Here is an 11,931-nt window from a genome sequence, read left to right as displayed (position 1 = left end):
CTTACGCGCAGTTCTTGATCGAGTCGACTGACTTGTCGTCGGGCACCTTGATCGTTCCGGCGATGATGTCCTGCTTGGCCTTCTCGACGTCGGCCTGCACGTTCTGCGGGACGAGCTTGTCGTTGTAGGGCAGGATCCGCACAGCCCCGTCTGCGAGACCGTAAACCTGCAGACCCGTCTTGAACTTGCCGGCGGCGAACTGCTCCACCGCGACCTTGGCGGCACCGGAGAAGTCCGGGCCGGTAGCCGTCAGCCCGTAATTGGGAGCCAGCTGACGAACGTCCACGTCGGCACTGACCAGGAACTTCTTCTTCTCTTCCGCGGCCTGATAAACGCCCACCTGCGTTCCAGCGGTGGCCGCGTGGATGATGTCGACGCCCTGGTCGTACATCGTGTTGGCGAACTGCTTACCGAGGGCAGGGTCGCCGAGGGACCCCACATAGGCGTAACAGACCTTGATCCCCGGATCCACCGACTTGACGCCCGCCTGGAATCCGACGAGGTACCGGTCGATGACGTCCTGCTTGAGCGCACCGAGGAAACCGACCTTCTTCGCCTTGGTCAGTTCTCCAGCTACGACTCCGCCAAGGTAGGACGACTCGTTCTCACGGAAGAACAGCTCCTGGACGTTGCTCTGCGGCGCGCCGAGACGGGCGTCGAGCAGCACGTAGGAAACCGCCTTGTGCTGCGGCGCGACCTTCTCCACGGCCTGGATCATGGGCGGGAAGGTGGTGAAGATGAGGTCGCTCCGCGCGGACACGCTCTCAAGGGTCGACTCATAAGTGGACGCGTCGGTCAGGACGACGACGTTCGACTTCATGCCCGCCTTCTCGGTGGCGGCCTTGAAGCCGGCCACGAAGTCCTGCATCACACCCTTGTCCGTCACCGACTGGATGCTGACCAGGGTCGCGGTCTTGCCCGCAGCGGAACCGGCGCCGTCGCCGGTCCCACCGGATGCAGCGGACGACGAGGTGGCGGAAGAGGAGGAGGAGCCTCCACCGCAGGCCGACAGGACAAGTGCGGCGACGCTGCCGAAGGCGAGAAGTGTCGCGGCGCGCCGCCGCGGGCCGGTGTGGTGAATGTGGGTCACGATGCCTCCTGGGCAATCTCTGAGTTGAAGCCGATGACCACGAGGTCAGCGCGAGCGAGGGAAGACCGAACGGCTAGGTGATGGGTGTCCTGCGTACGTGCAGGCCCATGTACTCGAGGTTGAAGTGGTTCTCGCTGTACAGGAACGGTGCGCCGTCATCGTCGTAGTGGAGCTGGTTCAGGACGAGCAACGGCTTGCGCCTGGTCAACTGGAGCAGCTCGGCGACCCGCGGACTGGGCAGGGAGGGGACGATGTCCGCGCGCGCTGTGTGGACCTCGAGCCGGCAGTCGCGCTGCAGGAAGACGAACAGCGACTCGTCTCCCTTGTACTGCGCCATGAGCTTCGCGGGAACGCGGCTCACGCTGAGGTAGTCACGGCAGAAGATGACCGGCAGGTTGTCCGCCGTCCGCACCCGCTCGACGCAGTGGACCTGTTCCTCCGGTCCGAGTCGCAGCTGTTGCCGAATGCCGGCATCCCCCGGGCCCGTGACCAGCCTATAGTCCCGGCTGCCCGCCTTGTGCCCGGCCCGGGTGATCAACTCGGTGGTGCTCATGAGGTGCTCGATGCCGACGTCCACCGGGAAGTGCGCATCACGGCTGGGGTCCAGAGCGAAGGTGCCGATGCCTTGCTTGGTCGCGACGAGCCCCTGCTCCCGAAGCACGCTCATGGCCTCGCGAACGGAGTTGCGGCTGACGTTGAGACTGCGTGCCAACTCCGGCTCGCTGGGAAGTCTCGTACCTGGCGGCACCTCACCCGAGCGAATGCGCGAGGCGAGCGCGGCAGCGATCTCGCTGGGCAGCGAGGACCGTCGCCCTGGCCAGGATCCGAGATCCCAACTCGACTCTTCCTCCATGCAGGTCTCCTTGGTAGGTTGTTGGACATCCAACCTGACCTACAGGAAGCCCGTCAAGAGTGTGCGCGAAGTTGCGTCGAGGGAGTGCACGATGAACTCATCACCAGATCTTCTTGTGGTTGGTGGGCTGGTGGTGAATGACGACTGGAGCGCGCCGGCGACCGTGGTCGTGCGTGATGGGCGAATCGCCCAGGTGATCGCCGCGGGAGAGCCCATCCCCCCTATCAGCGATGGCACGCGTGTCGTGGACGCGACCGGACACCTCGTGCTGCCCGGAGGAGTCGATCCGCACACCCATATCGGCATGTCGCTCGGCGACTACACCACTCGTGACGGCTATCTCGAAGCCACGACGGCGGCTCTGTGGGGAGGAACCACCACGGTCGTCGACTTCGCCATTCCCACTGCGGGTCAGAGTCCCCTGGAGGCGGTCCTCGAGCGGCGGGAAGCCGCGGCGCTGGGTGTGTGCGACGCGGCCCTGCACGCCTGCGTCGTCGACTGGGACGACAGTGTGCCCGGGCAGCTGCGTGAGATGGCCGAGCTCGGGGTCCGTACGGTGAAGCTCTTCACCACCTACCGCGACGTCGTCATGGCGGACCCCGGCACCGTTGTGAGAGTCATGGAGTCACTGCGAACTCTGGGCGGCATGGCCTACGTGCACGCGGAGGCGAACCATCTCGTGGAGAGCGACCAGGACAAGGCCGTGTCCGCCGGTCGCATCGACGCCTCTGGACATGCCCACACCCGCTCCGAACTGGCCGAGGTCACCGCCGTACGTGAGGTCCTGTCCTCCGCGGCAGCTCTTGATGTTCCGGTGTACTTCGTTCACCAGTCGACGCCGGAGGCCATCAGTGAGGTCAGGCGCGCACGCGCACGCGGTGTCCGCGCCTACACGGAAACATGCCCGCACTACCTGACGTTGGACGACAGCGCTTACCAGAGCGAGTCCCCCGAACTGTATGTGTGTTGTCCTCCCCTGCGGTCGGCGAGCACCGTCGCCGGAGTCGTGCGCCGAGCTCTGGCTCGTGAGGTCGACACGATCGGTAGCGACCACTGCTGCTACAGCCTTGAGCAGAAGCGGGCGGATCGCTCTGACGTGCGTGTCATGCCCAACGGCATGCCCGGCGTCGAAACGCGGATGCCGGTGATCTTCACCGAGCTCGTGCGACGCCGGCGGCTGCCCCTGGAAAGATTCGTCGCTCTCACCGCCGCGAACCCCGCACGGCTCAACGGAATCCACCCCCAGAAGGGAGTGATCGCGCCGGGCTCGGATGCCGACCTTCTCATCATCGATCCGACCGAGACCCGTACGGTGACCGCCGCCGAACTGCACATGGCCACCGACTACAGCCCCTACGAGGGAAAGTCGCTCTCCGGGTGGCCCAGCACGGTGATCGTGAGGGGTGAGGTCCTTCTCCACCAGGGTGCACTTCACGTCGCCGGGCACCACGGAAAGGCACTGGAGTCCGAGCCGCTCGTCCAGGACCGTCTGATCTGCTGACCACCGCCGAGCCGGATCAACGGCCCTGGTGGCTCGAGTCCCGCTTCGGAGACCTCTGTGTGCACGGCACGTAGTAGGGCAGGTTGGGCGCCATCGCGGAGGCGGCGGACCCATTCCGCGGGGAAGGCTTGCTCAGGCCGCTCCCTGCTGATCTCCACCAGTCCTTCATTCGCCAGTGGGAAGAGCGCGCCCTTGGCGCGAGGCACGCTGAACGACTGACGACCTCCCCCGGACGGCCGGGGTCGTGGATGGACGTCGCCTACCTCGCTGGTTCCGCGGTCGGTGCGACTACCGGGATGTCGCTCGCCGTCGACGGCGGCATGTCGGGCCTGCGCAGGCAGCCGTTCAGATACGGGGGTAGCCGACTGTCCGTGCCTGACCGGTCACGGCGGCCCTCCCCATCCCACGAATACGGGAGGGCCGCCGTGACCAGCGTTCACCTACTGGGCTTAACGCCTCGGCCGGTCATTTCGTCCGTCTACAGCCCGGCGCACTGCCCCGACTTCGGGCCGGACGCGGTATTGGGCTGGCCGGCGTTGCTCGGCGCAGGAGAGTTCCCCGCGCACGACAGTGGCCCGCCAATGTGGTTACCAGCGACGATCGTCGTCGCCGTGTTGTTCCGCAGGACGAGCGGGCCACTAACCGTCGAGCCGTCGATCGTCACCTGACCCGTCGTGCCGGTGACCGTCACCGGGCCCTTGATCGTCGCCGGCGCGCAGTTCCCCTTGTGGTTGCCGAGCCAGACCCGCGCCCCGCCGGTCAGGGTGGCCGGCCCGGACACTGTGGTACCGCACAGCAGAATGTCGGCGGCCCCGGACGCCGTCAGCGGGCCGCGTACTTCGGACCCGGACGCGTAAAGCCCGGCACCTGTACGCACGGTCACGGGTCCGGTGATCGTCGCGTCATCGAGGCACGTGACGCCTGAGGAGACGGTCAATGGGCCAGAGTGGGACCCGGTGATCGTCTTCGTGCAGGACGGGACGCCGGTCGCTGTGAACGGCACGACCCAGGTCTGGTCCCGATAACTGTAGGTGACGGTTCCGTGGTACACCTGGTCCGCCGGATAGGTGTGGCTCCCGCTGACCGACATCAGGCTTCTACCCTGCCGTTGGCTCGCCACGTAATCGCGTCCCGCGATGCCGGCCGGCTCCGTCGGGGATCCGTCGCCCCAATCGATCACGGCCGCGAATTCACCGGGCGGAATCGAGCCGGCGGTCATACGCGCCAGGGGCGCATCGCTCAGGGTCTTGTCCACGCCGAAACGGGCGACCGTCCCCATCACCGCCGTGCTCCAGGTGACTTGGGATATGGTGCCGAAGTTCACGTTCGCGAACGCCCACCGGGGTCCGGCCACGCTGAGCCGCTGCCGATACGCGTCGTAGTCCTGGGTGAGCACTTTGGGGGACCAGGCCTTTTCCAGGATTCCGGCCAGCCGCGGGAAGACCATGTACTCGTTCGTGGCCAGCCCACGCATCTGCTCGCCCCAGATGGGCGCCTCGATACCGAGGATGTCCTCCGCCTTCGGCCCGCCGTAGGCGGGTTGAGCCCAGACCGACCGGTACTTTTCGTACACCCATTCCGGGTCCCACGAGTAGGACTGGAGAAGTTCCGTCCGCGGCGTCCTGCCGGGGGAACCGTCATATCCGAAGTCGAGATAGGCGTTGTATTCCGGGGTCACGATGACGTCCCGGCCTTGGTTGAACCACTCAGGCTTGATGAGAGCGGGCCCACCGCCGGTGTAGTCGGACCAGTAATGGTTGATGGAGGTGGAACCCGGTGCGTACCCTTCCAGCGCTGGGTTCCAGCCCATCATCCGCTTGCCGTTGTCGTTGACGATGATCTCCATCTGCCGGATCCACCACTTGTAGTCCTCGTGGGGCATCCCGATGGCCTCGTCACCGCCGATGTGGATGATGTGTGCGGGAGAAATCGCGGCAAGCTGCGCGATCGCGTCTCTCCAGAACGCGAGGGCGCGCGCACTGGCCGGGTCATTCGGATTGGTGCAGAACCTGTCGGTCTGGGTCTGGCCTTGGCAACCCATGACCGCGCGGCCGCCCAGGGCTGTGACCGCCGCCGTGGCATGGGCCGGACCCTCCAGTTCGGGGACGATCTCGATGAACCGATCGGCCGCGTACTTGACCAAGCCCTTGAAGTCCTCTTGCGTGTAGAAACCCGCGAGGCAGGCCGCTCCGTTGCACCCGGTGCCGTCCAGTGCCGGGTAGCCCTTGATCTCAAGGCGCCAGGACTGGCTGTCGCTGAGGTGCAGGTGCAGTTGGTCGCCCTTCAACGCCGCCAGTTGGTCGATCATGGACCTTACTTCGGCCACCGTCAGGAAGTTACGGGCAGGGTCGAGTTGGAGACCTCGATGCTCATAACGTGGGTAGTCCACGACCGTTGTGGGCTGTGCCGTCCATGGCCCCACGCCGATGGAAGGCGAGTAGCTCGCCGCCGGCAACAACTGCCGAAGGGTCTGAAAGCCGTTGAACAGGCCGTGCGCGTTCGGGGCCACGACGTTTACGCCCGCACTCGACACCGTGAGGGAGTAGCCTTCGGCCGCCGCGACCTCGTTGCCCTGGGGAAGGCCGGGCACCGGCGCGAGGGTGAGGGCGATGTCGGCGGCGGTGGCAGAACCTGTCACCACGGGGAGTTCGTACCCGGTAGCGGGCCGCAGGTTGCCCGCAAGAACCTCAGCCGTGGCGGCGAGGCCGCTGCCGGAGACCACGATCCGGGATTTGGCCGTGAGCTCCCACGGCTGACCGGTGCCGGGCGTCTGCCGCACCGGCACGGGAATGATTTGACCCACGACCGGCGCCGGCTTGGGGCCGGACCACACCTCGAACTCGTTGATCGTGTATCCGGTCGTGGAATTCGTGGCCAGGGCCTGCATCCGGACGCAGGAGATCGGGTCCTTGCGGTCGATCACCTGCGAATCCTTGTCGCTCGGATTCGCTACATGGGCGACCGTCGACCACGTCTGACAGTCGGCGTCCGTGGCGACCTGTAGGTCGTACTCCGTCGGCTTGGCCGGCGCCGTCCAGCGGCTGAACACCTCGTGGACCGGGGCGGGCTCGGCCAGCTTGACCTGGAACCAGTCCTTAGTCGGGTCATAGCCATTCCCGACCGACGCATAGTTCGAGGTCCAACCGTTGTGGACGAAAACGTCGATGGCGTTGGCGGGCGCGTACGTCGCGGCGGGCGAGGTCATGCGTTGAGACTTGGCGGAGGCGACCACACCCGGCTGAAGGGCGAGATTGACGCTCTCGGCCGTGGTGCTCGTCGAAACCGGGAGAGGAACGGTCTGGGGTGATGCAGGCGCGGTCGACGCCGTGCCGGCCTGTGCGGCGTTCGCCATGGCACCGGTGAGGGATGTGACGAGGAGCGCACCGATTGTCAAAGCAGAGACCGCGCGGGCCCGAGGCCGTCGGCTTGCGCCACGGCCCCTTCTCTGCTCGCGCTTCGCCGATAGGAACGAGATCTTCACGTCACTCCTTAGATCGGGGTACCGCATACCTCCAGCACGGGCCGCGTTCGGGCATTGGTTGGACATGTCCGGCGGACCCGCTCGACGCTGCAGCGTCCGTGCAGCTTCCTGATGTGGGGGAGTTCACGCGGCCAGGAGACCGACCGTCCCGGTGATCTTCTTACTCATCTCGATCAGCGCCTTGCTATTGGGGGGTGACTGGTCTATACCGGTTGGCGGCCTTGGGCGGCGGATAGATCCCTTATGTAGGGATCTCAGGCAGTCAGGGTAAACAGAAGTTAAAGTTTTGGTCTATACCGCCATGTATCGGATTCGCAACAAGGGTGGCTGTTGCCACAGCCGGTCTATACCGGGGCGGGCGACGTCGACGGCATCTCGGGAGTGAGCCGGAACTCGATGGGCGGGGCCGTCGACCGGGAGATCAGACGCGGCAAACCCGATGGACACCATCGGTTCAGGCCGGTCCGGACAAGGAGAACGGCCGCCTTGTGGTCCGGGCGCGGCCTGGAAAGGCCGCCGCGAACCGGATGCCTGTCCGCGGCGGGGTGGTTTGCCGCATAGTGGAAGAAGCCGTACCGAGCCGGTCCCCCATGCCAGCGGCCCGGCCGACCCCCACCGGACGCACGCGGAGGCTCCCGTGTTCGAGCGCTTCACCGATTCCGCACGTCGTGCCGTGGTCACCGCCCAGGAGGGGGCCAGGCGGCTCAACCACGAGTACATCGGCACCGAGCACGTGCTCCTCGGCCTCCTGGGCGAGGGCAGGGGGCTCGCGGCGACGGTCCTGACGGGCCTCGGCCTCACCCTGGACGACGTCAGGACGAGCGTCGAGGAGATCGTCGGGCTCGGGGTGAGCACATCGGGAGCGCACATCCCGTTCACGCCGCGTGCCAAGAAGGTCCTCGAACTGTCCCTCCGCGAATCCCTCCAACTGCACCACAACTACATCGGCACCGAGCACATCCTGCTGGGCCTGGTCCGCGAGGGCGAGGGGGTCGCCGTCCAGGTGCTGGTGCTCCACGAGGTCGACCTCCAGCAGGTGCGCGAGCGGCTCATCGAGGGCGCTGAGAGCCGCAGGGGCCGCAGGCTCGGCAACCCCGCCGAGGACACCGTCCTGTTCACCCCCGCACAAGGTCTGGGCGCGCGCCTGGAACGCATCCAGGAGAGCCTGGACCGCATCGAGCGCAGGCTCGACGCCATGGGCGTCCCGCCCGCCCCGGACGACACGGGCACCGACGCCGGTACAAGCCCAAGCCCAAGCCCAAACCCAAACCCAGGCCCAAGCCCAAGCCCAAGCCCAGGCACCGGCGAAGCGCCCTCCAAGGCCCCCGAGACCCCGGAGACCCCCGGATGACTAGGTGAACCGCCGCGATCCGGAGTCCCCGAGCGTCCCCGGATCGCGGCGGTCAGTCGCGGCGCCCGGCGGCCGAGGCGCGCGGCGCGGGCACCATCGTGCCCGCCGCCATTCTCGCCTCCAGCACACCGGGGTCCTCGGTGTACGCCAGCGTGGCGCCGAGGGAGAGCAGCAGGCGGCGCATGCGCACGTTGTCCGAGAGCAGGGTCGCCCGGACCTCCGCGAAGCCCAGGTCGCAGGCCTCCTGGAGCAGCATGCGGGCGAGCGCGCCCCCGAGGCCGCGCGCCTGCCACCGGTCCTCGACCAGGAACGCCATCTCGGCGATACCGGGATCCTGGGTGAAGATCAAGTTGGCCAGGGCCACCACCTGGCCGTCGTGACCGGCGACGAGCGAGTGCCCGCGGTCGCGGTCGCAGAGCCGGTCGAACATGCGCGGCGGCAGGGTCGGCATGGAGGTGAAGTAGCGGAACCTGCGGGAGTCGGGAGAGCACCGGTCGTGCAGGTCGCGCACGGCCTCGCGGTAGAGCAGGGTGAGCGGGCGCACCTGCACCTCCACCCCGTCGCTGAGCACCACCGGGCGCTCGGCCGCCGTGGCCTCGGCCGGAGGCTGCGCCAGCCGTACGAGCGCGGCGGCCCGGGCCGCCTCGGTCAGCGTGAACGAGAGCCCGCTCCTGCGGAGCCGGATGGCGCGGCGGGAGGCGACGGGCACGGTGAGCAGCGTCGGGTCCGGCAGGTCGGACGACATGTCCGACCCGTACACCCAGCGGGCGTCGTCGGCACGCAGCAGGTCGGCCAGCACCTCAGGCAGCCGCCAGGGCGTGGCCCGCAGCCGGGAGGCGAGCAGCAGGACGCGGGTCGGCTCGTCGGTCAGCTCGTGGGCGGTGGCGAGCACGACCTGCACGCGCCGGCCGCCCGCCGCCTCCAGAGCCTCCCGTACGTTCTCGGCGGACGCCGGGATGTCGGCGACGAACTCGTCCACTGTGCCGTCGGTGTCAGGTTGGACGCTCAGTCCAAGGATGTTGCCGCCCTTGGCCGCCAGCGCGGCGGTGAGGGAGGCAAGCCGGCCCGGCCGCTCGTCCACCGTGGTACGAATCCGCAAAAATCCCATCGAAACCCCCTGTTGTCCGGTCACCAGAATGCCGCCGGACTGTTACAAAGCTGCTACACAGGGATGAGCCCGTGGTTTCGTTTACATGCTTTGCTGCTGAACGCGTGATTTCATACGACGTGTCGTGAATCGCCGTGCTTTCCGGTGCCAGGCTGCGGGGCGGCCGGCGGATATAGCAGGATGTGGCGATACGAGCAGGCGCGTTCCCCGCTGCGGAGAGGCTCCGCCCCCGGCCGGCACGCGCCCTCGGCGCGCGAACCCTCGACGGCGAGCGACACCGGCACCACCACCATCACGATCAACCGGCACTACCACCATCACGATCAACAGGTAGGAGGAGGGGTCCGGCACCCGGCCGAGGCCGGTCGGACGCGGGGCCCCGGATTCTCGATGACCGATCTGCTCTTCCGCGGCGGGCGCGTGTTCACCGGCTCGGCACGCCTGCCCGGCGCTCCCCTATATCCCGCTTACCCCGGATCCACCGGCCCGGACGCGTTCGCCGAGGCGGTGCTGGTCAGGGACGGGCGCATCGCCGCCGTGGGCGCCGAGGCCGACGTCGTACGGCAGGCGCGCCCCGGGCACGAGACCGTGGACCTCGCAGGCGGGCTGCTGACGCCCGGGTTCACCGACGCCCACATCCACCCGGTGCAGGCCGGGCTGGAGCGGTCGAAGTGCGAGCTGTCGGAGGTGTTCGGCCTCGCCGCCTACGTCCAGAAGGTCGCGGTGTACGCCAAGGCGCACCCGGACAAGGAGTGGATCGACGGCGGCGGCTGGGACATGGCCGCCTTCCCCGGCGGGCTCCCGCACCGCACGCAACTCGACTTCGTGGACCGGCCCGTCTACCTGATCCAGCGCGACCACCACGCCGCCTGGGTGAACTCCCGGGCCCTTTCGATCGCCGGGGTCACCGCCGAGACACCCGACCCCGCCGACGGACGGATCGAGCGCGACCCCGACGGCACGCCGAGCGGCGTCCTGCACGAGGGCGCCATGGACCTGGTCGGCCTGCTCACCCCCCGGCCGACCGCCGGCGACGTCGACGCGGCGCTGATGGACGCGCAGTCGTACCTGTTCTCCCTGGGCATCACCGGCTGGCAGGACGCGATCGTCGGCTCGTACGCGGGCTCCGACGACTACTTCCCCGCCTACCTGTCCGCGGCGGGCGCGGGACGGCTGAGGGCACGCGTCGTCGGCGCCCTGTGGTGGGACCGCACCAGGGGCGCCGAGCAGATCGAGGAGATGGCCGAGCGCCGCGCCCAGGCCGGAGGGCTGTTCTCGGCCGGCTCTGTGAAGATCATGCAGGACGGCATCGCGGAGAACTTCACCGCCGCCGTCATCGAGCCCTACTGCAACTGCGGCCCCGACCAGCGCGGCCTGTCGTACGTGGACCCCGCCCTGCTGAACGGCTACGTCACCGAGCTCGACCGGCTCGGCTTCCAGGTACACTTCCACGCCATCGGCGAGCGCGCCGTACGGGAGTCCCTGGACGCGCTGGAGGGCACGTCGCCCGGCAACCGGCACCACATCGCCCACCTGCAGATCGTCGAGCCCTCCGACGTGCCGCGCTTCGCCCGGCTCGGCGTCACCGCCAACCTCCAGCCGCTGTGGGCGACCCACCACCTGCAGATGGACGAGCTGTGCATCCCCTACCTCGGCGAGGAGCGCTCGTCCTGGCAGTACCCGTTCGCCGACCTGGTGCGTACGGGCGGGCGGCTGTGCGCGGGCAGCGACTGGCCGGTCTCCTCGGCCGACCCGCTGCAGGGCATGCACGTGGCGGTCAACCGCACCGAGCCCGGCGGCTCGGTGCACGCGGGCTACCCGACGGCCCAGACGCCGTTCCTGCCGGGACAGAGCCTCGACCTGGCCACCGTGATGGCCGCCTACACCGCCGGGTCGGCCTGGATCAACCACGACGACGAGGCCGGTGTCATCGCGGAGGGCAACCGCGCCGACCTGGTGGTCCTCGACCGCGACCCGTTCGAGCTGCCGTCCAAGGAGATCTGGACCACCGAGGTGGCCATGACCTTCGCCGGCGGCGACGCCGTCTACGAGCGCCACGCCTGAGCCTCGGGCCTGAGCTTCGGGCCTGAGCCTCGGGCCCGGACTTCGGGCGCCGGACGACAATGCCCCCGCGGGTCTCCCGCGGGGGCATCGCTCACTCGAGCACGACCGGCAAGGCCTACCAGGGCGAACGGTTGTTGCGAAGCCGCTCAAGGGCCTCGGCGAGGATCGCGGCGCCGTCGGTGTCGCTGCGCCGCTCCTTCACGTAGGCCAGGTGCGTCTTGTACGGCTCGTTGCGCGGAGGCGCGGGCGGGGCCGACTCGTCCTGACCGGCGGGAAGACCGCATCGAGGGCAGTCCCAGTACTCCGGGACGGCTGCGTCACTGGCGAAACTCGGACGCGTCTCGTGCATGTTGGCGCACCAGAACGAGACCCGCACTCGAGGGGCCGCCTCGCCACGCTCGGCCTCCCCCATCGGACCGGCACCGACACGGCTACCACGGATCGCGTTGCCACTACCCACGGATGAACTCCTCGCTTGATCGC

7 protein-coding genes and 1 pseudogene are annotated in these 11,931 nt (G+C 68.2%); 3 read left to right on the top strand and 5 right to left on the bottom strand.

The window, feature by feature from the left end; all coding sequences use genetic code 11:
- Position 1: 1 nt before the first annotated feature.
- The gene (locus ACOZ38_RS16495) at positions 2–1,090 is read right to left on the bottom strand and encodes a BMP family lipoprotein (protein ID WP_424531596.1); all 1,089 of its coding nucleotides are present in this window, start codon (positions 1,088–1,090) and stop codon (positions 2–4) included.
- A 73-nt stretch (positions 1,091–1,163) separates the two neighbouring features.
- Complete coding sequence (locus tag ACOZ38_RS16490) at positions 1,164–1,943, bottom strand: GntR family transcriptional regulator (RefSeq protein WP_424531594.1); 780 nt, start codon at positions 1,941–1,943, stop codon at positions 1,164–1,166.
- A 91-nt stretch (positions 1,944–2,034) separates the two neighbouring features.
- On the opposite strand from ACOZ38_RS16490, the gene hydA reads away from it, so the two are divergent.
- A complete protein-coding gene (gene hydA / locus ACOZ38_RS16485) occupies positions 2,035–3,444 on the top strand; it encodes a dihydropyrimidinase (RefSeq protein WP_424531592.1) in 1,410 nt (469 codons plus the stop codon).
- Positions 3,445–3,922: 478 nt separating this feature from the next.
- Here hydA and ACOZ38_RS16480 read toward each other — a convergent pair whose 3' ends face one another.
- The gene (locus tag ACOZ38_RS16480; RefSeq protein ID WP_424531590.1) at positions 3,923–6,925 is read right to left on the bottom strand and encodes a family 20 glycosylhydrolase; all 3,003 of its coding nucleotides are present in this window, start codon (positions 6,923–6,925) and stop codon (positions 3,923–3,925) included.
- A 637-nt stretch (positions 6,926–7,562) separates the two neighbouring features.
- Here ACOZ38_RS16480 and ACOZ38_RS16475 point away from each other — a divergent pair.
- A pseudogene (locus ACOZ38_RS16475) lies at positions 7,563–8,027 on the top strand (Clp protease N-terminal domain-containing protein); the annotation flags it as partial.
- 301 nt (positions 8,028–8,328) lie between these two features.
- Here the strand turns inward: ACOZ38_RS16475 and ACOZ38_RS16470 are convergent.
- Complete coding sequence (locus tag ACOZ38_RS16470; RefSeq protein WP_424531589.1) at positions 8,329–9,384, bottom strand: N-acetyltransferase family protein; 1,056 nt, start codon at positions 9,382–9,384, stop codon at positions 8,329–8,331.
- A 390-nt stretch (positions 9,385–9,774) separates the two neighbouring features.
- Between ACOZ38_RS16470 and ACOZ38_RS16465 the strand changes: the two genes are divergently transcribed.
- Positions 9,775–11,448: an amidohydrolase gene (locus tag ACOZ38_RS16465; protein ID WP_424531587.1), complete on the top strand. Its 1,674-nt coding sequence runs from the start codon at positions 9,775–9,777 to the stop codon at positions 11,446–11,448.
- 115 nt (positions 11,449–11,563) lie between these two features.
- On the opposite strand, the gene ACOZ38_RS16460 is transcribed toward ACOZ38_RS16465, so the two are convergent.
- On the bottom strand, positions 11,564–11,908 hold the full coding sequence (locus tag ACOZ38_RS16460) for an RNA polymerase-binding protein RbpA (RefSeq protein ID WP_189163482.1): 345 nt from the start codon (positions 11,906–11,908) through the stop codon (positions 11,564–11,566).
- Positions 11,909–11,931 lie beyond the last annotated feature (23 nt).

It is taken from the genome of Sphaerisporangium viridialbum (genome assembly GCF_049674955.1).
GTDB classification, from domain to species: domain Bacteria; phylum Actinomycetota; class Actinomycetes; order Streptosporangiales; family Streptosporangiaceae; genus Sphaerisporangium; species Sphaerisporangium viridialbum.
This window is presented reverse-complemented; position numbering and strand designations above follow the sequence as displayed.